The 24,201-nt window shown below is 50.2% G+C and carries 21 protein-coding genes; 14 read left to right on the forward strand and 7 right to left on the reverse strand.

All coding sequences use genetic code 11. The features are described 5' to 3' along the window. Positions 1 to 89: 89 nt before the first annotated feature. On the reverse strand, positions 90 to 1,346 hold the full coding sequence (gene fadL, locus CWC46_RS10190; protein ID WP_021016691.1) for a long-chain fatty acid transporter FadL: 1,257 nt from the start codon (positions 1,344 to 1,346) through the stop codon (positions 90 to 92). 391 nt (positions 1,347 to 1,737) lie between these two features. Here fadL and CWC46_RS10195 point away from each other — a divergent pair, with 391 nt between their 5' ends. The 4 genes from CWC46_RS10195 (at position 1,738) to sixA (ending at position 7,111) form a co-directional block, all read left to right on the forward strand. After that, on the forward strand, positions 1,738 to 2,034 hold the full coding sequence (locus tag CWC46_RS10195; protein ID WP_021016690.1) for a YfcZ/YiiS family protein: 297 nt from the start codon (positions 1,738 to 1,740) through the stop codon (positions 2,032 to 2,034). 213 nt (positions 2,035 to 2,247) lie between these two features. Beyond that, positions 2,248 to 3,561, forward strand: a complete 1,314-nt coding sequence (gene fadI, locus CWC46_RS10200; RefSeq protein ID WP_021016689.1) for an acetyl-CoA C-acyltransferase FadI — start codon at positions 2,248 to 2,250, stop codon at positions 3,559 to 3,561. Further along, positions 3,558 to 5,762 (forward strand): fatty acid oxidation complex subunit alpha FadJ, encoded by a 2,205-nt coding sequence (fadJ, locus tag CWC46_RS10205; protein ID WP_021016688.1) that lies wholly within the window; start codon positions 3,558 to 3,560, stop codon positions 5,760 to 5,762. Before fadI ends, fadJ begins: the two co-directional genes overlap by 4 nt. Positions 5,763 to 6,622: 860 nt before the next feature. Continuing rightward, complete coding sequence (gene sixA / locus CWC46_RS10210) at positions 6,623 to 7,111, forward strand: phosphohistidine phosphatase SixA (RefSeq protein WP_021016687.1); 489 nt, start codon at positions 6,623 to 6,625, stop codon at positions 7,109 to 7,111. A gap of 34 nt (positions 7,112 to 7,145) precedes the next feature. On the opposite strand, the gene smrB is transcribed toward sixA, so the two are convergent. Then, the gene (smrB, locus tag CWC46_RS10215) at positions 7,146 to 7,688 is read right to left on the reverse strand and encodes an endonuclease SmrB (protein ID WP_037381893.1); all 543 of its coding nucleotides are present in this window, start codon (positions 7,686 to 7,688) and stop codon (positions 7,146 to 7,148) included. 170 nt (positions 7,689 to 7,858) lie between these two features. On the opposite strand from smrB, the gene prmB reads away from it, so the two are divergent. Genes prmB through CWC46_RS10245 form a run of 6 tightly spaced genes read left to right on the forward strand, consistent with a single transcriptional unit; the run spans position 7,859 to position 12,453 of the window. Continuing rightward, entirely contained in the window at positions 7,859 to 8,791 is a 933-nt protein-coding gene (gene prmB / locus CWC46_RS10220; RefSeq protein WP_021016685.1) for a 50S ribosomal protein L3 N(5)-glutamine methyltransferase, read from the forward strand. A 47-nt stretch (positions 8,792 to 8,838) separates the two neighbouring features. After that, entirely contained in the window at positions 8,839 to 9,924 is a 1,086-nt protein-coding gene (gene aroC, locus CWC46_RS10225; protein ID WP_021016684.1) for a chorismate synthase, read from the forward strand. Positions 9,925 to 9,930: 6 nt separating this feature from the next. Next, positions 9,931 to 10,761: a penicillin-insensitive murein endopeptidase gene (mepA, locus tag CWC46_RS10230; RefSeq protein ID WP_037381890.1), complete on the forward strand. Its 831-nt coding sequence runs from the start codon at positions 9,931 to 9,933 to the stop codon at positions 10,759 to 10,761. A gap of 3 nt (positions 10,762 to 10,764) precedes the next feature. Next, positions 10,765 to 11,568 (forward strand): sulfite exporter TauE/SafE family protein, encoded by an 804-nt coding sequence (locus CWC46_RS10235; protein ID WP_021016682.1) that lies wholly within the window; start codon positions 10,765 to 10,767, stop codon positions 11,566 to 11,568. Continuing rightward, a complete protein-coding gene (locus CWC46_RS10240) occupies positions 11,565 to 12,131 on the forward strand; it encodes an elongation factor P hydroxylase (protein WP_021016681.1) in 567 nt (188 codons plus the stop codon). The genes CWC46_RS10235 and CWC46_RS10240 overlap by 4 nt, the downstream gene beginning before the upstream one ends. Before the next feature lie 34 nt (positions 12,132 to 12,165). Next, positions 12,166 to 12,453 (forward strand): YfcL family protein, encoded by a 288-nt coding sequence (locus CWC46_RS10245; RefSeq protein WP_021016680.1) that lies wholly within the window; start codon positions 12,166 to 12,168, stop codon positions 12,451 to 12,453. Positions 12,454 to 12,524: 71 nt separating this feature from the next. Here CWC46_RS10245 and mnmC read toward each other — a convergent pair whose 3' ends face one another. Continuing rightward, a complete protein-coding gene (gene mnmC, locus CWC46_RS10250; protein WP_021016679.1) occupies positions 12,525 to 14,543 on the reverse strand; it encodes a bifunctional tRNA (5-methylaminomethyl-2-thiouridine)(34)-methyltransferase MnmC2/FAD-dependent 5-carboxymethylaminomethyl-2-thiouridine(34) oxidoreductase MnmC1 in 2,019 nt (672 codons plus the stop codon). Positions 14,544 to 14,702: 159 nt separating this feature from the next. Between mnmC and fabB the strand changes: the two genes are divergently transcribed. Further along, positions 14,703 to 15,917: a beta-ketoacyl-ACP synthase I gene (gene fabB, locus CWC46_RS10255; RefSeq protein WP_021016678.1), complete on the forward strand. Its 1,215-nt coding sequence runs from the start codon at positions 14,703 to 14,705 to the stop codon at positions 15,915 to 15,917. 114 nt (positions 15,918 to 16,031) lie between these two features. On the opposite strand, the gene flk is transcribed toward fabB, so the two are convergent. From flk to CWC46_RS10275, 4 genes are all read right to left on the reverse strand, one after another. Further along, the gene (flk, locus tag CWC46_RS10260) at positions 16,032 to 17,180 is read right to left on the reverse strand and encodes a flagella biosynthesis regulator Flk (protein WP_021016677.1); all 1,149 of its coding nucleotides are present in this window, start codon (positions 17,178 to 17,180) and stop codon (positions 16,032 to 16,034) included. A gap of 314 nt (positions 17,181 to 17,494) precedes the next feature. After that, the gene (locus tag CWC46_RS10265) at positions 17,495 to 19,012 is read right to left on the reverse strand and encodes a tripartite tricarboxylate transporter permease (RefSeq protein ID WP_021016676.1); all 1,518 of its coding nucleotides are present in this window, start codon (positions 19,010 to 19,012) and stop codon (positions 17,495 to 17,497) included. A 15-nt stretch (positions 19,013 to 19,027) separates the two neighbouring features. Next, positions 19,028 to 19,459, reverse strand: a complete 432-nt coding sequence (locus tag CWC46_RS10270) for a tripartite tricarboxylate transporter TctB family protein (RefSeq protein WP_021016675.1) — start codon at positions 19,457 to 19,459, stop codon at positions 19,028 to 19,030. 11 nt (positions 19,460 to 19,470) lie between these two features. Then, a complete protein-coding gene (locus CWC46_RS10275) occupies positions 19,471 to 20,451 on the reverse strand; it encodes a Bug family tripartite tricarboxylate transporter substrate binding protein (RefSeq protein WP_021016674.1) in 981 nt (326 codons plus the stop codon). 357 nt (positions 20,452 to 20,808) lie between these two features. Between CWC46_RS10275 and tctD the strand changes: the two genes are divergently transcribed. The 3 genes from tctD to pdxB all read left to right on the forward strand — a co-directional run bounded on the left by tctD (position 20,809) and on the right by pdxB (position 24,143). After that, positions 20,809 to 21,483 (forward strand): transcriptional regulator TctD, encoded by a 675-nt coding sequence (gene tctD, locus CWC46_RS10280; protein ID WP_021016673.1) that lies wholly within the window; start codon positions 20,809 to 20,811, stop codon positions 21,481 to 21,483. Next, on the forward strand, positions 21,470 to 22,864 hold the full coding sequence (locus CWC46_RS10285; protein WP_021016672.1) for a sensor histidine kinase: 1,395 nt from the start codon (positions 21,470 to 21,472) through the stop codon (positions 22,862 to 22,864). The genes tctD and CWC46_RS10285 overlap by 14 nt, the downstream gene beginning before the upstream one ends. A 142-nt stretch (positions 22,865 to 23,006) precedes the next feature. After that, positions 23,007 to 24,143, forward strand: coding sequence for a 4-phosphoerythronate dehydrogenase PdxB (gene pdxB, locus CWC46_RS10290; protein WP_021016671.1), 1,137 nt, complete (start codon positions 23,007 to 23,009; stop codon positions 24,141 to 24,143). Positions 24,144 to 24,201: the final 58 nt, after the last annotated feature.

Raw genomic sequence — 24,201 nt, forward strand, 5'->3', positions numbered from 1 at the left:
CTGTAGATGCCAAACGTGGTCGTTGCCTGGGTATTCCGGTTTCTTGGCTGACGAGCATTGTCTACATTATGGCGACCTAAAGGCTGTGATCAGAATTTGTAGTTGACGTTGACACCATAAAGCCAGGCTTTGCCTTGGGAAGTGAAACTATAGGAAGGTAACGACGCACTCACTCCCGGTTCCGTTATGTTCACTTTTTGTCCATGCATGTAAGACACCCCGACGTCGACAGACGTATCTTTATTGAACGCATAAGTGGTACCGGCACTCAACCAGAAACGATCTTGATCGGGGATGGAGATAGTGCGTTTATCGGAAGGAACCGGACTATCGTCATAGGCAATCCCGGTGCGGAACGTCCAGTTATCGTCAAAGTAATAGGTCGTTCCCAGCGCAATACGGTAGACATCATGGAAATTTTCATCTTTAAGAAACAGCGTTTGTCCATTGCTACCCGTGGCTTTCAATTGTTGGAAATGACTCCAGCCAGTGTAAGTGAGGCTGTAGTGAACCGCCCATTTTGGGGCTACGCGGTGGTAAGCGGAGACTTCCCACATTTCCGGCAGATTAAGGGTTAATTTCCCAGGTATTGTTGCACCTGCAGTGGAAATGGCGCTGCTGAATTTGCCATCAAAATCAATATCTACTTTTGATCGATACGTAAAGCCGAAACGATTGTTTTGATCTAACTCGTACAGGATGCCCGCGTTCCAGCCATATCCCCAGTCATTGCCTTCAAGTCGGGTGATTTCAGCAGAAGAACTCAGACCAAATGCCGGTCCGATTTCACCTGCATTACGCACGATTTTTGCGTCGGCATAAACGGCGTCGATTCCCAGGCCAAAACTGAAATGTTTATTAAGCCGGTAGGCGGCGCTGAGGTTTAGGTTCGACGTCGACAAATCGGTTTTGCCACCGATTGAGCCTGCAGAGTAATTGTCACTGAATTCAGTCGACAAACCATAGTAGGTGACGGCAGAAGCGCCTACGGCCCACTGCTCATTCAACGGCATAATGAAATGGAGATTCGGCACCCAGGCATGTGGGGCAATGTTTTTTGCCCCCGCATCCTGGCCACTGGAACTGGAGCCAGATAGATTGATATCAGGATTAATATAGGTCACGCCACCAGAGAATGCCGGGCGATCAAACAACGTCATAGTCGCCGGGTTACGGCTGCCGGACGTTGCGTTATCAGCTATGGCACTTTCGCCAGAGAAAGCGCGTCCGAGACCTGATGATGAATATTCATTGAGTTGAAAACCGGCAGCGGAAGCATTAGTGGATATCATGGTCACAACGGCAGCAAGTGACCATTTTTTTAGCGAACTTTTCTGGTTGTTCATGACCAAAACCTCATCATCTGCTCGTTATTTAACGCTGTTGTACATGTAACAAAGGATGTGCACTTCAGGGAGGGCTACGGGCAAGCAGAGTAGGCCCAGTGACAAAAATATAAAAAACAAAGCTAAGAATATTTTATTAAAATGTTAAAATTGTTAGCAAAATTATGCGTAAAGTGAGTAAAATATAACGAAAATGATAGCTTTCTTTATATTTATTTACATTTTCTTTTTTGGTAAGCCATCCAGAAATGTGATCGGTTTCACTTAATATCCCTGTGACCAGTAAGTTCTAGTGATATCTCTCAGTGACGAGTAAAATGAGCTGGAAGATATCATTTTACGATCTAGGTCGTGCCTGCCCGTCAGGTTATTGCCGTAGGAGAGTTTTGCGATGACAAATGTAATAAATAATTGCCATGCCGAAGAAACAGCTGCTTGTTGTTGTGTTGATGTAGGTACGGTGATAGACAACACTGACTGTACGGCCTCTTATAGCCATGTATTTGTTGCTCGTGCTGAAGCAGAATCCATGCAAAAAGCGTTGTCGAATAAAGCGCGGGCGGTAGAATCAGACCCCTGCATCATTAGCAGCACGTTGTCAGATGTGGAAGGCGGGGTAAAACTGGACATGAATTTCATTTTCAGTTGCCAGGCTGAAACGTTGATTTTTCAGTTAGGTTTGCGTTAATTCCTTTCCTGTCAGGGGGATGCTTTCCCCCTTTTTTAACTTCTTTTTAATACCTCATTCCTGATCTTGTTTTTTATTCAGCAAAGCTCGCCATAAAACGTGGATAGCGTCTATTTTTATTACTTATTGGTTTGTTGGTTGTAATAATGTAGCTAACAATGAAATCAAATCATATCAGTCGTACCCCTCTTCTTAATATCAGCAGGAGTATTTATGGGCGAGGTATTACCAATGGTAACCCGTCGGGGCGATCGCATTGCGATTGTCAATGGGTTACGTACCCCGTTTGCCCGTCAGGCAACGGCGTATCGTGGTATACCGGCTTTGGAATTGGGCAAACTGGTAGTCACAGAGCTATTGATACGTAGCGGTATTGACTCGGAACTTGTTGAGCAACTGGTTTTTGGTCAAGTGATTCAGATGCCTGAAGCGCCGAATATTGCACGGGAAATTGTCCTGGGAACAGGCATGAGCGTTCATACTGATGCCTACAGCGTTTCGCGTGCCTGTGCTAGCAGTTTTCAGGCGGTAGCCAATGTGGCAGAAAGTATTATGGCCGGTACAATTGAGGTAGGTATTGCGGGAGGTGCGGATTCATCGTCGGTATTACCCATTGGTGTCAGCAAGCGACTGGCTCGTATATTGGTGGATCTCACTAAAGCCCGTAACCTGAGACAACGACTGGCCTTGTTTGCTCAACTGCGCTTTAACGACCTGTTGCCAGTGTCGCCAGCCATCGCCGAATATTCGACCGGACTACGGATGGGTGATACCGCAGAGCAGATGGCTAAAAGCTATGGAATTACCCGTCAACAGCAGGATGAATTGGCGCATCGCTCACATCGTCTGGCGGCACAGGCATGGCAGCGCGGTGTGCTGCGTGATGAAGTGATGACCGCCTATGTGCCTCCTTACCAACAGGCGGTAGAGGAGGACAATAATGTTCGCCATGACTCCTCTCTGGCGCAGTATGCGCGGTTACGCCCCGCATTTGATCGCCAACATGGCACCGTCACTGCGGCTAACAGCACACCAATGACGGATGGTGCCGCCGCGGTATTGATGATGAGCGAATCCCGGGCCAATGCGTTGGGATTGACGCCTCTCGGTTATCTTCGCAGTTACGCTTTCATCGGCATTGATGTGCGGCAGGATATGTTACTAGGACCGGCCTACGCCACGCCGCTGGCGCTCGATCGCGCTGGTATCACCCTATCAGATCTGACCTTGATTGATATGCATGAGGCCTTTGCGGCACAAACGTTAGTTAATCTGAACCTGTTCGCCAGCGCCGATTTTGCCCGGCATCAACTGAGGCGCAGTGAGCCGCTGGGAAACGTGGATATGGATAAATTCAATGTGTTGGGGGGATCAATTGCTTATGGGCATCCTTTTGCTGCGACGGGAGCACGTATGATCACTCAAACATTACGTGAATTACGGCGCCGTGGCGGTGGTTTGGGGTTAACCACTGCCTGTGCGGCCGGAGGATTGGGGGCCGCAATGATTCTGGAGGTGACAGCATGACGGAACAGCCGGCAATTGTAGCGCTGGAGAAGGAGAAATCGGCTTTCTCGCTGACGTTGCGACCCGATAACATTGGTATTATCACAATGGATGTCGCGGGTGAAAAAGTGAATACCCTGAAAGCGCAATTTGCCAGGCAAATCATGGCGGTATTAACTCAGGCGCAACAGCATGCCGCTCTGCGGGGGTTGATTTTTGTGTCAGCCAAAGCGGATTCCTTTATCGTCGGGGCAGATATCACCATGTTGGATAATTGCACTGATGCCAAACAGGCCGAAGCGTTAGCCAGAACAGGGCAGGAGACACTGGCGTATATCGCCGGACTGCCTTTTCCCGTCGTCGCCGCCATTCATGGCGCTTGTCTGGGCGGCGGACTGGAGCTGGCACTGGCATGCGATTATCGGGTTTGTACCACAGAGGATAAAACCGTATTGGGATTGCCGGAAGTTCAGCTAGGTTTGTTACCTGGTTCAGGCGGAACACAGCGTTTACCCCGCTTAATTGGTGTTGATAAAGCGCTGGATCTTATGCTGACAGGAAAGCATGTTCGCAGCCAACAGGCTCTCAGGCTGGGCCTGGTGGATGACGCCGTACCATACAGTATTTTGCTGGAGACGGCCGAGGCGATGATACGACAAGGCAAGAGAACATCATCGCCAGTGAATTGGCGTATCGGTTTTATGCATAGTCGTCTGATCAGATCGTTGTTGTTCAGGGTGGTTAAGCAGAAAACACAGGCCAGGACGCAGGGACATTACCCGGCCACCGGGAAAATTATTCAAGTGGTACGCGATGGTTTGGAAAAGGGTGAAGCGGAAGGATATCTGGCGGAAGCGCGAGCGTTTGGCAAGCTGGTCATGTCACCAGAGTCCATCGCTCTGCGTGGTCTGTTTTTCACCGCTACAGCACTGAAAAAAACGTCGGAAGCCGGTGGTGAAGCGCGGGTGATCCATCGGGTTGCTGTGCTGGGTGGCGGTTTGATGGGGGGAGGTATTGCCAGCGTAACGGCGATTCGAGGCGGGCTGCCGGTAAGAATCAAAGATATCCAGGAAAAAGGGGTAAATCGCGCATTAAAGCACCATTGGCAGAAGCTTGAAAAACAGCTAACCCATCGACGCATAACGCATATCGAGCAGCAACGGCAAATGAGCCTGATGACTGGCAGTACGGATTATCGTGGTTTTGAGCAGATCGATATTGTTATTGAAGCGGTATTTGAGGATTTAGCCCTGAAGCAACAGATGGTGTCAGAGGTTGAGCAATTTGCCTCACCTGATACGATTTTTGCTTCGAATACGTCCTCGTTGCCTATTCATCAGATTGCCGCCAAAGCCAGTCGACCAGCACAGGTTATCGGCCTGCATTATTTCAGCCCGGTGGAGAAAATGCCGCTTGTTGAGGTTATTCCCCACACTGGTACTAGCGCGGAAACTATTGCCACTACGGTGGCATTAGTAAAAAAACAGGGAAAAACGGCTATTGTTGTCGCTGACCGTGCGGGGTTTTACGTTAACCGGATTCTGGCGCCTTACCTTGATGAAGCGGCGCGTTGCCTGCTGGAAGGCGAGCCAGTAGATACTATCGATCAGGCGCTGGTTCGCTTCGGTTTTCCGGTCGGGCCTTTTACGCTGTTGGATGAAGTGGGAATTGACGTTGCGATAAAGATTGCTCCGATCCTGACTCGTGAGCTGGGTGAACGTTTCAGTGTGCCTCCCGCGCTGAAGGTTATTGCCAGCGATGATCGTCAGGGACGGAAAAATGCGCGTGGTTTTTACCGTTATGGTTATCAGCGGCATATCTGGCAACGGTCTAAGAAAGATGTTGATAATACCGTTTATCCGTTGCTCGGTGTTACCCCGAAAGCGCATTTGGATTCGGCATTGATGGCACAGCGTTGTGTGATGCTGTTGCTGAACGAAGCAGCGCGTTGTCTGGATGAAGGCATTATTCGTAGTGCCCGCGAAGGTGATATCGGTGCGGTATTGGGTATTGGTTTTCCACCATTTCTGGGAGGACCATTTCGCTACATCGATCATTTGGGGAGCGATACGGTGGTTAAAACACTGCAAGTATTACAACAACAGTATGGTGATCGTTTTGCGCCTTGTCGTGCTTTGCTTTCCCGGAGTGAAAGCGCGGAACCGTATTTTTATCCTTCAAGGCATTCTGATACGTCCGCCCTGAAATCTGAGGCAGGGTAATTAGCTTTCAGGGATTCACTCGATTGCCTTTTCCCTGCATTTTGAAATCTGTTGGGTATATTACGAATGGCGGTCATCTATACCGAATAGATCTTTTTATTAAATAGACTAGAAGCCAATAATTAATTAGCTCATTGCGTTTTAACAGTGATATACCCTATTGGGCTATGACCAAATAAAATATGTTAATGTAAAAACGGCGAATATAGTAAAAAACAGTGCGCATTGAAGCGGAACGTGCATGTAATAAATGGGCTGAATAAGTAGTGAGTTTACTGATATAACAGGGGGTTTTGATTCCCTGGATGTTGGGCATAACCCTAAAATAGGACAGGAGAAAAATACAGTGAGTCTTCATTAATAAATGTAGATGAACAATCCTATTTTTCCAATCGCATGAAATGAAATTGTCATAAATAAGCGTCACGATATATTTAGAATAAAACTGGCATTATTTGTTCTGTATTTATTACTTTATTGGGCTTTTATGCTTAATTTGTCTTGTTATTTGGGTGAAAATAACGGAAAGAAAATAAATAAAGACATTGAAAAGAATATTGTTTTTATAATAACAGTGTCAGCCATCCCGTATGCAAGAGTAATGTGCTGAAAAGGTAGAAAATTACATCCCAATGCGTGATATGACGCTTTTGTCGGATAGTCGAGTGGTATGGCTGGTTGCTATCCAAGGATAAATGGGGTAAAAAAATGCGCTTTGTATTGGTTAAAACTGCTGCAAATATGCATTCAAGTACGCTGTTCCAGTCTGTGATGTAGAGCAACACGAGGGCGCGGCGTTTCAGGTAATCTATGATTGTTATAAATTTTTACCATCATTTTCATCAATATAGCGGTGTAATATGCAAGTTTTGATCATGCGTCATGGTGATGCTGTACCTGACGCAGCCAGTGATGCGCTCAGGCCTCTTAGCGCCCGGGGCTGTAATGAGACACATCAAATGGCTGCCTGGTTGAATAATCAGGCGATTGATATCGATCGAGTCTTGGTCAGCCCTTATCTCCGTGCCCGTCAGACGTTGCAGGCTGTGCGGAGCACACTTCCCCTGCCAGAGGAAGATGAATGTCTGCCGGAATTGACACCAGGTGGTGATGCGAAACTGATAAGCTACTATTTGCAAACACTGGCAAAAGAAGGGACTGGCGGTGTGCTGATCATCTCTCATTTACCGCTTGTTGGCTATTTGGTCGCCTCGTTGTGTCCTGGTGAAACCGCACCGATGTTCGCTACTTCAGCGGTTGCCTGCGTGAACCTGGAAGCGGAGTCCGGTGTCGGCGAGTGTCACTGGCAAGTGAGCCCTTCGCAGTTAACGATTAAAGCCAGTAGTTAGTAAAGCCAGTAGTTAGCCAAGCCACCTGGTCCTATTATTCCACTGTCGGAATATCCATTGCGACAAGTACCAATAGCGCGGCGTCGCCGCCGAATTCCCGTGGTGCCTGATGAAACGCCAGCACATCGGGGTGTTGGGCCAACCAGAGTGGCGTCTGCTGTTTTAGAATGTGTTTGCCGTGTCCATGCATGACGCAGGCGCAATACACATGTTCGCGGCGGCAGGCGGCCAATAGCGCCCCAAGTTCCTGTTTTGCTTCCTGCTGCGTCAGTCCATGTAAATCCAGAAAAAGCTCGGGTGAATAGTCGCCACGGCGCAACTTTTTCAGTTCGTAGTGGTTGGTATCAGGACGAATGTAGCGCGTCGGCCCTTCATTATCCAACTGGGGCTGAAATTCGTCAGAGAAATAGAAGCTGGCATCTACTTGTTCCTGTGTCACCCGACGAGGCGCTAATTCCCCAAGTTTACGACGTTCTGGTTTATGAACAAAAGTATCCTGACGTAACCGACGGGCTCCTGCCACAGAGGAGCGAAAAAGCTGTAATTCCTCCTCATTTAGCGTGTATTTTTTTTTCATAACGGTTTCACTTCGCGATAATTTCCTCACAGTGTACATTTTCTTCCTGACGTCACTAAATAAAACTCGGTATTACCGGGCGTTGGGCGGTGATATCTGCTGATTTGTCGTAGGCTTCATGGCAAACTAGACGCCGACTTTATATTGAGAGACATCTGCGGAGGGCAGACTTGGACAAAATTTTCGTCGATGAGGCGGTCAACGATCTGCATACCCTTCAGGATATGTTGCGTTGGACCGTGAGCCGGTTTAACGCAGCCCATGTCTATTATGGTCACGGTACTGATAACCCGTGGGATGAAGCGCTGCAACTGGTATTGCCCAGTCTGTTTCTGCCGCTTGATATTCCCGAGGATATGTATCGTGCCCGGTTGACCTCCAGCGAACGCCACCGCATCGTTGAACGGGTGATCCGCCGGGTGAACGAGCGTATTCCGGTAGCCTATCTGACTAATAAGGCCTGGTTCTGCGGACTGGAATTCTATGTGGATGAACGTGTTCTGGTGCCACGTTCCCCGATTGGGGAGTTGATCAACAACGGTTTCCAATCCCTGTTGCCCACATCGCCGCATCATATCCTGGATCTGTGTACTGGCAGCGGTTGTATCGCTATTGCCTGCGCCCAGGTTTTCCCGGAAGCTGAGGTGGATGCGGTGGATATTTCCCTCGATGCGCTAGCGGTAGCCGAGCAGAATATCCAGCAGCACGCTATGGAATATAACGTTACGCCCATCCGTTCTGATCTGTTCCGTGATTTGACTGCCATTCACTATGATTTGATCGTGACCAATCCTCCGTATGTGGATGAAGATGATATGGCCGATTTGCCACAGGAGTTCCGTTATGAGCCGGCACTGGGACTGGCGGCGGGTAGCGACGGGCTCAAGCTGGTGCGCCGGATTCTGGCTTGTGCGCCAGATTACCTCAGTGAAGAGGGAGTGCTAATCTGTGAAGTGGGCAACAGCATGGTGCATTTGATGGAGCAGTATCCGGATATTCCATTCACCTGGCTTGAATTTGAACACGGTGGTGACGGCGTCTTTATGCTGACTCGATCACAGTTGGTGGATTGCAAAACGCATTTCAGCATTTACCGCGACTGAATCTGTCCGGTAACGACCTAATTCTTTTATCACGCTAAGGAGATGTGATGGCAGGAAACAGTATTGGTCAGTTTTTCCGTGTCACCACCTTTGGTGAGTCTCATGGTATTGCCTTGGGCTGCGTTGTGGACGGCGTCCCCCCCGGTATCCCATTGACTGAAGCAGATTTACAGCACGATCTTGATCGCCGCCGTCCGGGAACTTCCCGCTATACCACCCAGCGTCGGGAGCCGGATCAGGTCCGTATTTTGTCCGGCGTATTTGAAGGGGTGACTACCGGAACCAGTATTGGCCTGCTGATTGAGAATACCGATCAGCGCTCGCAGGACTACGGTGCTATTAAAGATCTGTTCCGGCCGGGGCATGCAGATTACACCTATGAACAGAAATACGGGATCCGAGATTACCGTGGCGGTGGGCGGTCCTCGGCTCGTGAAACCGCGATGCGTGTGGCTGCCGGGGCAATTGCCAAAAAATATTTGCAGCAACAGCATGGTATTCAAATCCGCGGTTATCTGGCCCAGATCGGGGAAGTCAGTTGTGAATTGAAAGACTGGGATCAGGTTGAACAGAATCCGTTCTTTTGTCCGGATCCAGATAAGCTGGAAGCCTTGGATGAACTGATGCGTGGGCTGAAGAAAGCCGGGGATTCCATTGGAGCCAAGATTACGGTGGTAGCAGAGTCTGTCCCGGCAGGGATGGGAGAACCGGTGTTTGATCGTCTTGATGCCGATCTGGCCCATGCACTGATGAGCATTAATGCTGTAAAAGGTGTGGAGATCGGTGACGGCTTTGCGGTGGTGACCAAACGTGGCAGCGAAAACCGCGATGAAATAACCCCGGATGGTTTTCAGAGCAATCATGCTGGCGGTATTCTGGGGGGTATCAGTAGTGGTCAGGCAGTTATTGCACATCTGGCACTGAAGCCTACATCCAGCATTATGGTGCCGGGCCGCACGATTAACCGCGACGGTGAAGCAACCGAAATGGTTACCCGTGGGCGTCACGATCCTTGTGTGGGCATTCGTGCCGTTCCTATCGCTGAGGCGATGATGGCGATTGTGCTGATGGATCATCTGCTGCGTCAGCGGGCGCAGTGTGGTGATGTTGTCAGTCAGGTTCCCCGTTGGTAAGGCAGCATGAAAACAGGCTTGATAGCAATGGCGGCACTGTTGCTGAGTGTCGCAGCCGAGGCAAAAACGCCCTGGCAGGAAGTTACCCACCCGATAGCTGGCACGGCACAGTCCATTGGCAGTTTTGCCAATGGCTGTATCATCGGTGCGCAACCGTTAGCGCTGCAATCGTCGGATTATCAGGTTATGCGCGTCGATCAACGCCGTTATTTCGGTCATCCGGAGCTAGTGGCGTTTATTTATCGTCTGAGCTCGCAAATACGTCGTGCCACCGGGGCGGAATTGCTGATTGGCGATATGGGAATGCCTGCCGGTGGTCGTTTCAGTAGCGGCCATGTCAGCCACCAATCTGGTCTGGATGTGGATATCTGGTTACAACTACCTCGTCGCCGTTGGAGCCAACAACAACTACTTCAACCACAACCTGTGGATTTGGTGATGGCGGGTGACCGGCAAGTCAATCCTCATCTGTGGCGACCTGAGATCGACTATTTGATAAAAACGGCGGCACAGGATAGAGACGTAACACGTATTTTCGTTAATCCGGCGATTAAAAAGCAGCTTTGTCGTGAAGCCGGTGAGGATCGTGCATGGTTGCACAAAGTCCGCCCGTGGTTTGCTCACCGTGCCCATATGCATGTCCGTCTGCGTTGTCCGGCCGATAGTCTGGAGTGTCAGGAGCAGGACTCTCCGCCCGCAGGTGATGGTTGTGGGGCTGAACTTTCCAGTTGGTTTCAGCCGCGCCAGCCGAGTACTAAAACACCAGTAAAAACGTTACCACCCCCGTTGCCCCCGTCATGTCAGGCACTCGTTGACAGACATTTTAGTGTGGAATAATTCATGGAATGGTTTGTTGTAGGGCCAGAAATGCTGGGCCTGTTGTTTTTCGTTGGCATGCTGGCGGGGTTTATTGATTCGATTGCTGGAGGCGGCGGACTGCTGACCATTCCTGCATTGTTAGCGGCGGGGCTTTCGCCTACGCAAGTTTTGGCGACCAATAAGCTCCAGGCCGTGGGCGGCTCTTTTTCCTCCAGCTTGTATTTTATCCGCCATCGCGCGGTAAAACTGGGAGAGCAGAAACTGGCTATCGCTTTTACTTTTGTGGGGGCGGTTTTCGGTGCCTGGCTGATTCAGCAGATTCATGCCGGTTTCTTGCGACAGCTTTTACCGGTACTGGTGATCGGGATCGGCCTTTATTTCCTGTTGGTGCCCAAAATAGGAAATAATGATCGGCAGCGTCGTTTATCCGCTGTGCCGTTTGCTCTGGTTACTGGCGGCTGTGTCGGATTTTATGACGGTTTTTTTGGGCCGGGAGCGGGATCTTTCTTCGCTCTCGGTTATGTCACACTGCATGGTTTTAACCTGGCGAAAGCGACTGCTCATGCCAAAGTACTAAACTTCACATCCAATTTTGGTAGCCTGCTATTTTTTATTCTGGGTGGAAAAGTCGTATGGGGATTGGGTGGGGTGATGCTGCTGGGACAAATCATTGGCGCGCGCCTCGGTGCCAGAATGGTCTTGACCAAAGGACAAAAACTGATTCGTCCTATGCTGGTGATGGTTTCTGCACTGATGAGCTGTAAGTTAATTTATGATAGTCACGGCAGCGCTATTTCGCAGTGGCTGGGACAGATCTTTTCATGACAACGTCACCACAACACACCGTAGTTCATCGCTATGATCAACTGATCCAACTGTTTAATGACTGCTTTAGCCGCGATTACAACACTCAGCTAATCAAGGGTGAGGATGAGCCGATTTATCTGCCAGCGGATGAACAGGTACCCTATCACCGGATTGTGTTTGCACATGGTTTTTATGCCAGCGCCATGCACGAAATTTCACACTGGTGTATTGCGGGTGCAGCGCGTCGTCTGCAAGTGGATTTCGGTTACTGGTATTGCCCTGATGGGCGCGATGCCGAAACTCAACATCAGTTTGAAGACGTTGAAATAAAGCCTCAAGCGCTGGAGTGGTTATTCTGCGTCGCGGCGGGTTTTCCCTTTAATGTTAGCTGCGATAACCTCAATGGCGAGGTAACGCCGGATCGTATTGCGTTTCAACGGCGGGTCCACGGCCAGGTTATGCACTATTTGCAGCATACTATTCCTGAACGTCCGGCGCGCTTTATTAACGCGTTACAATTGTTTTACAATACAGCGCCATTAACGAGCACGGACTTTCCATACCCCGACGATCTCTGCTGAGTGACCGGTAAATATGAATAACTGAGGACGATAGATGATCGCAGAATTTGAAGCGCGTATTTTGACGCTGATCGATGACATGGTGGAACATGCCAGCGATGATGAACTTTTTGCCGGTGGCTACCTGCGCGGTCATTTGACGCTGGCTGTCGCCGAGGCGGAAGAGCATGGCGAGAATACGGCTGAAGCGCTGTGTACCCGAGTATATGGCAGTCTGCACAACGCGATTCAACATGGCGAGCTTTCCCCGCCCGACCAGGCGTTGGTGAATGACATGTGGGAACGACTTTATCTCCAGGCGCAGCACCAGCAGGCAAGTTAAGCCATGCTGTCTCATGGGCTGATTGATTGGCCCATGTTCGATTTATCGCCTGGACAGATATATAGATAACATTACACTGGCCGGCTTTTTAGCAACTTTCTTATCCAAAAGCGGTTTGGATTGAGTGCTGCCAGGGTTTCCTTATCCAGCGGCAACGGCTCACCGTATATCTGTGATGCCAGAATTTCTGCCGCCAGCGGTGCTGAACATAAACCCCGTGAGCCAAGCGCCCCCAGAATAAACAGGTTGTGGTGAACCGGCGCGGCAGCGCTCGCGTTTCCCGTCGCCAGTTGTTGTGGTAAATCCTGATAGTCTGCCACTGTCTGCTGATAATCAGGCACCGCTCCCAATAATGGCAGATGATCGCGAGTGGCGCAGCGGATACCACTGCGCGCCAACTGACCGCTGATATCAATGTCTTCTGACCAGGCGACATCTGGCAGACAATCAATCAGCCGTTGATGGTTCTGCTGCTGATCCTCTTCGCGGTAATCCGTTCCGCTATCACCACGCTGGTAACTGGCACCGATACAGTGCTGCTGATGCTGTGGGCTGAGTGGTGTCAGGTAGCCATTGTAGCAGAGTACCTGTTTAAGTTGTCTCAAGCGTGGGGTGGTGGGGATATGCGTTACCTGGCCGCGGACGGGATAGGCAGGTAAATGTCGGGTCTGTTCCCACTCTGTTAATCGATGACCGTTGGCCAGAATCACTGTGGCGTGGTTCTCTTCCCGATCTTCATTGAGTACCAGCGTCCAGCCTGACGAAGTCTGTACCAGACGCTTTACCGGGGTATTCATCTGTGCTACCAGTCCACGCTGTTGTGCCAGCGCTAACGTGGCGGTCGTCAGTTCTGCTGGGCATAACCAGCCGCCTTGTGGATAGGTGATACCATGAGTTTGTAACGGCAAATCGACGAGTGTGGTCAATTCCTCTGCTGAATGGTCGGCAACCAGTTCCAACGGCCAGTGACCGGCAATAATTTTTGCTATCTTGCGGGCGCTTTTGTCATCGTAAGCCAGCTGACTTACACCACACCATTGGTGCTCAAATTGAATGCCCTGAGCGGCAAGGGCATCATAATAGCGCCGTGCATAGGTAAATGCATTGGCGAAGAAACAGGATAGGGCATCGTGTTTATCGTTCAATAGCGGGTAGAGTGCCCCCTGGCGGTTGCCTGACGCACCTTGCCCCACCGTGTCGTCGGTACAATAAAGCGTGACGTGAGTTCCTCGCCGTTGCAGTGCCAACGCCGTTAGAATACTGGCTATACCACCACCGATAATTGCCACATCATGGGAATCTGTTGCCGCAGGCCGGGTATACCAGGGCGTGGTATCGAGTGCTGTTATGGCTTCTGGCACTGTACCGCATAGCATTTCCCGTTTATGACCAAACCCTTTGATTTTACTTACGTTAAAACCCGCTTGTTGTAGTCCGCGGCGAACGAATCCCGCTGCCGTGAAGGTTGCAAACGTACCTTGCGGACGACATAGCCTGGCCATTGAACCGAACAGATTCTCCGTCCACATATCCGGATTTTTGGCCGGGGCAAAGCCATCCAGAAACCAGGCGTCAATTTTGTGTGTCAGACTATCGTCCAATTGGGGTAGCAACGTATTGATGTCACCGAACCATAAATCCAGCGTGATAGCGCCTTTTGCCAGAATCAGACGATGACAACCGGGTAATGCCATTGGCCACTGTTGACGCAATTCATTGGCATAGTGTGCCAGCTCCGGCCACTGAGCATGTGCGGCGGCCAGATCGTGGCAACGTAACGGAAACTTTTCAAAACTGATGAAATGAAGTCGACGCAGCACAGCATGTGGTGCCTGTTTGCGAAACTGATCAAATGCCTGCCACAAGGTAAGAAAATTCAACCCAGTACCAAACCCGGTTTCCGCAACAGTACATACCGCATCGGAATGGTAGAAAAAACGTACCGGAAAATGGTTCCCCTGTAAAAAGACGTAGCGGGTTTCATCCAATCCATTCTGATTGGAGAAGTAGACGTCATCAAACTGTTGCGATACAGGTGTACCCTGATCGTTCCAACTCAGTACAGCATGTTGAATGGGAAGGGCTGTCACGGCAACTAACTCATTATTCAGGCAGTGGTGCGATTTTAGCGATCAGTCGGTTAGGGCGCAAATTTGAGAAGAGTTCGTCTGATCGGACTTGTTCAGCTTACAAGTGTACGCTAAAGTGCATGGCTAAATCCCAAACTATATAAGTGGAAGAGGTATTGAATGAAACGTGCTGTAATTACTGGTCTGGGGATCATATCTAGTATCGGTAATAACCAAGAAGAAGTCCTGGCATCTTTACGTGAAGGCCGCTCAGGCATAACGTTTTCCCAAGAGCTGAAAGATTCCGGCATGCGTAGTCACGTATGGGGAAACGTTAAACTGGATACCGCTGGACTTATCGATCGCAAAGTTGTGCGTTTTATGAGTGATGCATCTATTTATGCTTATCTTTCCATGGAGCAAGCTATTGCAGATTCCGGTTTAGCACCGGATCAGGTTTCTAATGACCGTACTGGTCTGATTGTGGGCTCTGGTGGTGGTTCCCCACGCAACCAAGTGGCTGGTACAGATGGTATGCGTGCCAAAGGTTTGCGCGGTGTTGGCCCCTATATGGTAACCAAATCCATGGCATCTGGTGTTTCTGCCTGTCTGGCGACGCCGTTCAAAATCCGTGGTGTTAACTATTCCATCAGTTCTGCCTGTGCAACTTCGGCTCACTGTATCGGTAATGCGGTAGAGATGATTCAGTTGGGCAAGCAGGATGTTGTTTTTGCTGGTGGTGGTGAAGAGTTGTGCTGGGAAATGGCCTGTGAGTTTGATGCCATGGGCGCGTTGTCCACCAAGTACAATGACACGCCGGAAAAAGCGTCACGTACCTATGACGCGGATCGTGATGGTTTTGTTATCGCTGGCGGTGGCGGTATTGTGGTAGTGGAAGAACTGGAGCACGCATTGGCGCGTGGTGCGCACATCTATGCGGAAGTTGTTGGGTATGGTGCAACCTCCGATGGTGCTGATATGGTGGCTCCGTCAGGTGAAGGTGCCATGCGTTGTATGAAGATGGCTCTGCAAAGTGTTGATACACCGGTTGATTACATTAATACACATGGTACATCTACACCAGTAGGTGATGTGAAGGAACTGTGGGCGATGCGTGAGGTTTTTGGCAACAATGTCCCGGCGTTCTCTTCAACCAAGTCGATGACCGGCCACTCTCTGGGAGCCGCAGGCGTTCAGGAAACCATCTACTCGCTGCTCATGCTGAAGCATGGTTTTATTGCACCGAGTATTAACATTGAAACGCAGGATGAACATGCCGAAGGCATGGAAATCATCACTAAGCCGACTGAGCGTAAGCTGAACACCGTGATGTCCAATGGGTTTGGTTTCGGCGGAACTAACGCCGTGTTGGTAATGAGTAAATATCCGCAGTAATTCTCTCTGATACCGGGGTAGCATCTATCTACCCCGGCATTCTTCAGTGTTCCGGTTATGGTTTTTCCTCAGCAAAATTTCCTATTATTAGAGCCCCGATAAGTCGCTACTTCATCAGAACAGCATCCACAGCAGAAGCATTACCAGTAATGTACCCATTATGGCTAATGCCATCGGTTTGCCAAATAATGGCCGCCACTCTGTGGGTAGCATGGCAATAAACGGGTTGACCAGTGGCTGACCAGATAAGGCGTAGGCAGACGACGCTTTTTCCTGCGTATTCTGCAAACGTTTGCTGAACAAAAAAGTCACTATGTCATTGATCTGAAAAGGTGTTAGCTGGGTTTGTGGTGTAGCGTTAAAATGAGTTTGGGCGTAATTCAGCAACATCTGCTGTTCTTGTGTATCGACAGGCTGTTTCAGTACGGTTTGCAGCGTTGCCAGCGTCGGCGCTGGATGATGCTGAATTAATGCCGTCTGCGTTTGCAGGAACTGGCTCAGTATTTGAAAATTTTTCGCGGGAATGGGATCCCCACTATCCAGGCCCTGGATATTCATCAGTGTCAGCCATACCTTGGCGACGGGTTCACCAGTGAGTGCTGTCAGGCGAGATACGAGTTGGTTCAGGCTGTTGTGTTCAGCAGGCAACAACGGTCGTTCCAGCGGTGTGGCGACCGATAAGGGAATGGGCGTGACAACCGAGCCGGGGGAAATGCCTTGCCCAGATTGTAACAATGGTCCTGATGGCGCTACCTGACCCGATGGCGGGAGTACTCCCGATTGCAATGACTGGCTGGCCTGCGGCATTTTGCCATTTTGCAGTAGTGTGACGACCTGTTGTAATTGTGAATGACTTAGTGAGCTGAGCACGGTATGACCGAATTGCTGACGAATAAACTGACTGACTGCCTGACGGTTATTCCCTTGCGGTAACAGTTCGGTAAGCTGTTGTAATAACTGGCGAGCGCCAAGTGTATCTTGTGCGGTGGAGAGTCGGGTCTGTAGCACTTGCTCGGCAGCCTTGAATTGCGTCGACATAATCTCCGCACCATTCTTGATTCCGAGATCATGGCGTAAACCAGCCCATATTTCCGCTGTTTTAGACGAACTGAGTGCCATGATTTTTACAATCAGCCGTTCCAGCGTGGTTCGCTGTGCTGGCGTCAAGGGTAAGTCTTCTCCCTGGGTACTGGCCTTTAACGATGGCGTATCGACTGTCTTGTCGCCTTGTAAAGAGTTACCGGGGCCGCTTACTGGTTGCATTGGGGATCCTTACCGGGTCGCTGTTCAGGGATTGTGCAACAGATTGAATAAAAGATAACCATGATATCAATCACCGGATCTTACGGGTAGTCAGGTCGCATGATTGTATAAAAAATTTTAGTCGAAAAGAGAACAGTGCACGTAAGCATAGATGCTGAATCGAATGGAGACCTCTGCGAAAAGGCGGTGTAACCGGAGTGAAACCTGTTGCCACCGTAATATTATGTCTACAGCATCTCTAATAACTGATGATGCCACGGAGGCAGTTCCGCTATCTCCGTGACGATATGTTGTTGTTTAACGAGGGGAGTACGTTATATCGGTTCTACTGATGACGTGCGATGATGGTATTTGCGCCAGACTTTCAGCACAACTGGCAGAATCAGCACGGCGATAGCCAGTATCAGCAGGCTTTTGCTGATAGTGCTGTCCCACAGAATGGCTAACCCGCCATTACTGATGGACAGAGCACGACGCAGATTTTGCTCCAACATGTCCCCCAGAACAAAGCCGAGAATCAGTGGTGACATAGGGAAATGCATTTTGCGCAGAATATAGCCAAATACGCCCAATCCCACCATTAGCATCAGATCGAACGTCGTACTGTGAACGGCATAAACACCCACAGCAGAAATGGCGGCAATGGCCGGAACCAGAAGTGACATAGGAACGTTCAGCATGCGGGTGAACAGGCCGATCATCGGAATGTTCATGATCAGCAGTATCAGATTACCAATCAGTAAGGCGGCAATCAGTCCCCAGACGATATCTGGCTGCTCGGTAAACATGGCCGGGCCGGGCGTAATGTTATATAGCGTCAGTGCTCCTACCATGACAGCGGTGGTGCCAGAACCAGGGATACCCAGTGTCAGCATGGGAATAAATGAACCGCAGGCCGAGGCGTTATTTGCCGCTTCAGGCGCGGCGATACCGCGAATATCACCTTTGCCGAAGGTGTCGCTATTGCCGCTGAGTTTTTTCTCGGTCATCCAGGCGATAGCGCTGGCAATGGTGGCGCCCGCGCCAGGCAGTACGCCGATAAAAAAACCCATTAGAGAAGAACGAATCGTCGGGCCGGCGCACTGCATGGCTTCTTTGGCGTTAAATAGCATGCGGCCGGTGTGTTTTACCGCTTTTTGTCCGCCACTGGTGCTTTCCAGCATCAGCAGAATTTCACTCACGGAGAACAGGCCGATGACCACGACGACGAACTGGATACCATCGGAAAGATGTACGTTATCAAAGGTGAAACGATATACACCGGTATTGGCATCCACCCCTACGGTGGCCAGGCTCAACCCTATCAATGCCGCCAGAAATGACTTCAGCGGATTTTGACTCATCATGCTGCCCAGACACGCAATAGCGAACACCATCAGGGCAAAATACTCCGCCGGACCGAAGGCCAGTGCCCAGTTAGCCAATAATGGTGCAAACAGAATAATGCCGAGAATGGCGATAGTGGAGCCAATAAAGGAACTGACAGCGGAAATCGAAAGTGCGATACCCGCCTTGCCTTGCTGTGCCAATGGATAGCCGTCCAATGCTGTCATGATGGCGCCTGCATCACCAGGCACATTAAGCAGGATAGATGAAATACGGCCACCATATTCACAGCCAATGTAAACTGTCGCCAGTAGGATTAATGCTGACTCGGCAGGCAGTTTCAATGCAAAGGCTAAGGGCATCAGGATAGCGACGCCGTTGATTGGACCCAAACCGGGAAGCAAACCTACCACGGTACCGATAAAACAGCCAATCAGGGCAATGACCAGGTTTTCCGGCGTCATGGCTACCGCAAATCCTTGCATCAGAAAATACCAGGTTTCCATTGTATTTATCTCCCCTTAGCTGAATACGCTGCCAATCGGCAGCGTGACATCAAGTAGTCTATCGAAGGCGTAGAACAGAAAAACGCCCATAACACATCCAGATATTGCAGCGGCCCACCAGGTGGCGCCAAATAACATGCCAATGCAAAATGCCAGCAGGGCGGTATCCAGTGGAAATCCCAGCCGCTCAAACCACCAGGCGTAAACAAACAGGGCGACAATCAGGGTCAGAAGGCGTTTTAACAACATGTAATGCGGCCATGACACCGTATCCGATTTCCGTATCAGCATAAAAATGGCACATATGGACATCAACAGCAGAATGCCGATAGGAAAAGGACGTGGTCCTACAGGTTCGTAACTGTATTCACTCTGAATGCCCCAGCCGATATATAGTCCAGCGAGACAGAGCAACAACCAAATGCCTGCGAATAAACGGTCACTCATGGCAACCTCCATTATTTTGCCAGACCAAAGTCTTTTGCTTGCTCGTGATAGTCGACGACCTGTCTTTTGACATAGGCATCAAGGTCTTTACCCGTCATATTGAATTCAAACAGACCACGCATATCGCGTTGTTTCTTGAACTCGTCGCTGGCGGCCATTTTTTTGAAAATCGTTTCCCACCACTGGTAGGTAGCATCACTGACTTTCGGACCGAGGTAAAAGCCGCGAATGACCGGCCATACCAGGTCATAACCCTGCTCTTTGGCCGTTGGAATATTGGCTAACTGACCGGGTAGACGGTTATTGGAAAATACGGCCAACACACGGATTTTCCCACTTTTTAAATGGGGAACCATTTCACTCATATCGCCAGAAACCACCTGAACATGTCCACCGAGCATGGCGGTCAGTGGTTCACCGCCACCTTCAAAAGCGACATAGCGCATTTTTCGTGGGTCGATACCGGCATAGCGTGCCAGCAACGCACTTTTCATCCAATCCTGACTGCCGATGGAGGCGCCTGCACCGATAACCACCTGATCGGGGTTTTTCTGCATGGCATTGAGTAGATCTTTCAGGTTTTTGTAAGGCGAATCGGCGCGGACGACCACCATGCCATAGTCGGTCCCCACGGCTGCCAGCCATTTCACATCATCAACGGTATAGCGGCCGAATTTTCCCTGCGAAAGATTAAGCAGTGAACCACCTGAAAACGCTACCACGGTGCCTGGCTCATTCGGACGCTGTGCAATGATGGTGTTATAGGCTACTGCCCCCACGCCGCCTGGCATATAAGTGACGCGCATCGGACTGTCTATCAGTTTGGTTTCCTGCAATGTCACTTGCAGCAGTTTACAGGTGAGATCAAATCCACCGCCAGGTTTGGCTGGCGCAATACACTCGGTACGTGATGGTGTGTCTGCCGCCTGAACCATGGGTACTGCAAACAGTAGAGCAGAGGCGGTAAGGGTAAGGCAGAGGTATTTTTTCATGATGACTCCTCATATTTATGCTGTTGGTGCATCCCTGTCACGGGAACGGTCGGTTGTTGAATTGTTACGGATGTAACCTTTCAGTTACCTTTCAATCGCTATAAAAGTTTCACTGATGTGATTTACATCGCTTAAAACAGGTGATAGAGGCGACAGGAATAGATGAAAGTGTTAATGGAATGCTGGATGTTGGTTCGCAAAATGAAACTTTTGTTGTGTCCGTCTTCCCATCAATGGTCATTATTGCCTTGGTGATGTGGTAAATAAATGGTGTCTGAAATACGAATGACTGATAAGGCAATTTTTTGATGACAACGATTTTTAACCAGAATAGTTTTTCACAATAGGTTGTTTGTAATGCGTATTTTACTTGTCGAGGATCATCCGGAACTGGCGCACTGGTTGCAGAAAGCACTCAGTGGTGCCGGGTTCGCGGTAGATCTGGTCGGCGATGGGCTGTCAGCAGATCATCTGTTGCAGAACGAATGTTATGCACTGGTTGTACTGGATGTCTCTTTGCCGCGGATGAACGGGCTGGAATTGTTGGCTCGGATCAGAAAACGTGGTCAGAGCCTGCCAGTGCTGTTGCTTACGGCACGCTCCGGCGTGGCTGATCGCGTCAAGGGGTTGAATTCAGGGGCGGATGATTACCTCACCAAACCGTTTGAACTGGAGGAATTGGAAGCCCGACTACGGGCTTTGCTGCGGCGCAGTCGCGGGCAGATGCAGGAAGTGCAACATTTTGGTGACTTGAGTTGGCATGACGAGGGGTATTTTTTGCTACAGGGCAAACCTCTGACATTAACGCCACGGGAATTGGCGGTACTGAATACGTTAATGCAACGGTGTGGTCGCCCGGTTTCCCGCCAACATGTTTACGACCAGGTATTTACGCTGACCGATGATGCCAATCCGGAAAGTATCGATCTTTATGTCCATCGTGTGCGTAAAAAACTGGCGGGCAGTAATGTGGTTATCGTGACATTGCGAGGGCTGGGATACAGTCTTGAGTGCCAGAATGCGTCTGACTGACTCATTACGTGGTCAACTGATTTTATATCTCGGCATGCCGATGCTGCTGTTGTGGGCACTATCGGTATGGACGCATTACCATAATGCGGTAGCGGCGGCCACGCAGGCTTATGATCGCATGTTGCTGGCTTCTGCACGGACGGTTGCAGAGCGTCTGACCGTGCGGCAGGGTCACCTGATAGTAGATGTTCCCTGGGTAGTGCTTGATAGTTTTGAGCGTAACATGAACGATCATCTCTATTACCAGGTGTTGTCTACCAACGGGGAAACGCTTTCCGGCTATGATGACCTACCGCCTTTGCCACCCAATACACCATTATCGACGCTTTATCCGGCATTGGTGCATTTCTATGATGCGCAGTACCGTGGTCGGGATATTCGAATTGCCGCGCTTTGGCAACCGGTCAATGAAGATAGTGTAGACGGCATGGCGCTGATTCTGGTGGCGGAAACGTTGTCTTCCCGACAGGATTTTGCCCGTCAGTTACTGATTACCGCTATTATCAGTCAGGGTGCTCTGGTTTTGATCACGGTGATCCTGGCTATTTTTCTGTTGAAAAAACTGCTGCAACCGCTGCGTCGTCTTTCCAGTCTGATGTTGCGGCGTGATCCCGGCGATTTAACGCCATTGCCGCCCATTTTACCCTGGTCGGAAACCCAACCATTGATTCTGGCTTTCAATCGTTATATCGAGCGCCTAAGCAACATGGTTTCTCGTCAAGAACGGTTCAGCGCGGATGCTGCTCATCAGTTACGAACCCCCCTCGCTGTACTGAAAACCCAAGTTTCGGTTGCGTTATCCAGCCCTCAACCAGAATTGTGGCGTGAGAGTCTGGCGGGGATGAAACAAACGCTGGACAGCACTATCCAGTTAACCGATCGCTTATTACAACTGTCACGTTTGCGGGCGTACGATAATAGGGAACAGACATGGCAGACGGTGAATTTAGCCGAGCTGGTACGTGAAACCTGTTTTTCCCGTTTGCCACAGGCGCGCAGTAAATGCATTGATTTGGGGTATGAAGGCGCGGTGTCTTGTCTGATATGCGGTGAGCCGTTATTGCTGACAGAATTGTGCGCCAATTTATTGGATAACGCGTTGAAATATACACCATATGGCGGTGTGGTAACGGCCAGGGTCATCGGCCAACAACTTGAGATCGAAGACAGTGGTCCCGGAATCGCTGAAACTGACCGGGCACAGGCGATGATGCCGTTTCACCGTCTTGACAGTGGCGCAGGACTGTCGGGTACGGGATTGGGACTGGCGCTGGTCAAGGACATTACCGCTTGGCACGGGACGCGTGCCGAGCTTTCTCAGGGCGCTGAGCTGGGGGGGCTGCTGGTTCGAGTGCAGTTCAAAAAGCGCCCATCTGCCTGAACCATCGCTCTGCCATGTAGCACGTCGACAAGGTGTATTCCCGCGCTGCCGGTATTCCCTTACAGTGGTTTGTGGCAAAATACCCCCCTTGCTTTCACTGGAACCGCGCGTTTGTCGCCAGACGTAAATCAGGAAATATAACGTGAAAATCCTCGTTGATGAAAATATGCCTTATGCCCGTGAGCTGTTCAGCCGACTGGGTGATGTTATTACCGTGCCGGGAAGGCCGATTCCGGTTGAGGCGCTGAATGGCGCTGATGCTCTGATGGTTCGCTCGGTCACGAAGGTCAATGCCAGTCTGCTGGCAGGGAAAACGATCAAATTTGTTGGTACGGCTACGGCGGGAACTGACCATGTTGATGAGGATTTCCTTCAGCAGCAGGGCATTGCCTTTTCTGCGGCCCCTGGTTGTAATGCCATTGCAGTGGTGGAGTACGTTTTTTCTGCCTTGTTGATGCTGGCGGAACGTGATGGATTCAGTCTGAAAGATCGCTGTGTCGGTATTATTGGTGTAGGGAATGTGGGGTCTCGTCTTCATGCCCGACTCAAGGCTTTTGGCGTCCGGACTCTGCTATGCGATCCGCCGCGTGCCGAACGTGGTGACAACGAGGACTTCCTGTCGCTGGAGCAGGTGGCGGGACAGGCAGATATTCTGACTTTCCATGTCCCGTTGTTTAAAGACGGTCCGTATAAAACCTGGCATAACGTGGATGCGACACTGCTTGATTCACTGAGAGACGGCACTATTCTGATCAATGCCTGCCGTGGTCCGGTGGTAGATAATGTCGCCCTGCTCAATGTGCTCAAACAGGGGAAAAAACTTAGCGTAGTGCTGGATGTCTGGGAACCTGAGCCCGAGTTATCAACGGAACTATTAAGTCTGGTCGATATCGGTACTGCCCATATCGCTGGCTATACATTGGAAGGCAAAGCGCGCGGTACAACCCAGGTATTTGAGGCCTGGAGCCGTTTTATCGGCCAACCACAGCAGGTGGCATTGTCATCCTTATTACCGGCACCGGAGTTTACTGAAATCACGTTAACCGCCTCGCTGGATGAACGGCTGTTAAAACGGCTGGTGCATCTGGTGTATGATGTCCGCCACGATGATGCATTGTTGCGTCAGGCGGCACCTATTCCCGGTGGTTTTGATCGGTTACGCAAATTTTATCAGGAACGTCGGGAGTGGTCGTCACTGCATGTCATTTGCGTTGACCAGGGCAGTGCAGAACTGTTGAAGCAGTTAGGATTCAATGCTGTGGTCCAGGGTGAACGCTAGTCATTAGTTTATCAACGAATTCGTTTTTTCAGGCGGTGTCTTCACCGCCTGAGGTGTT

The organism is Prodigiosinella confusarubida, from assembly GCF_002847015.1.
In the GTDB taxonomy this organism is placed as follows: domain Bacteria; phylum Pseudomonadota; class Gammaproteobacteria; order Enterobacterales; family Enterobacteriaceae; genus Prodigiosinella; species Prodigiosinella aquatilis.